This window comes from Vibrio sp. Y176, from assembly GCF_033438945.1.
On the sequence record NZ_JAWOQS010000661.1, the window covers coordinates 1 to 651 of the forward strand.

Here is a 651-nt window from a genome sequence, read left to right on the forward strand (position 1 = left end):
TGGCAGAAGGCAACGTGACCTTCAATGACGGACAAGTTAAAGCCCGCTCAGCTCGTGTTACCAACGACATCAACCAAGATACCTTCTCGCTTGAAAACACCGAATACCAATTTCTTTGCCAACAAGGTCGTGGTACTGCCGCTTACATTGCGCGCACAGGTCAGTCTGTCTATGAACTAGAAGATGGCTCAATCACATCATGTCCTGAAGGCGATAATTCATGGCGCTTGGTTGCGTCTGGTATTGACGTAGACCAAGACGAAGAGACCGCCACGCTGCACCACCCTCGTTTTGAGATCATGGATGTGCCCGTGTTTTACGTGCCATACATGACCATGCCTATGGGCAACACACGTAAAACCGGTTTCCTATTCCCTTCTCTTTCTTACGGTTCTAGTGATGGTATGGAAGTGGAAGAGCCATTTTACTGGAACATCGCACCTCAATACGACATGACACTCACTGCACTCTACATGCAGCAACGTGGCACCAAACTCGACACCGATTTCCGTTACCTAACCGATGGTTGGGGCGAAGGTAAACTGAAAGGCGAATACCTCAACAGCGATAAAAAATATCAAGATGATTCTCGCTGGGGTTACCAAGTTAAGCACGATGGTATTATCAATAAACAGTGGATTGTGAAAGTTG

1 protein-coding gene is annotated in these 651 nt (G+C 47.3%); it reads left to right on the forward strand.

Going from position 1 to position 651, the window contains the following annotated elements:
• Positions 1 to 651, forward strand: a 651-nt coding sequence (locus R7O13_RS27920; RefSeq protein WP_318305331.1) for a putative LPS assembly protein LptD, incomplete at both ends; no start/stop codon positions are given.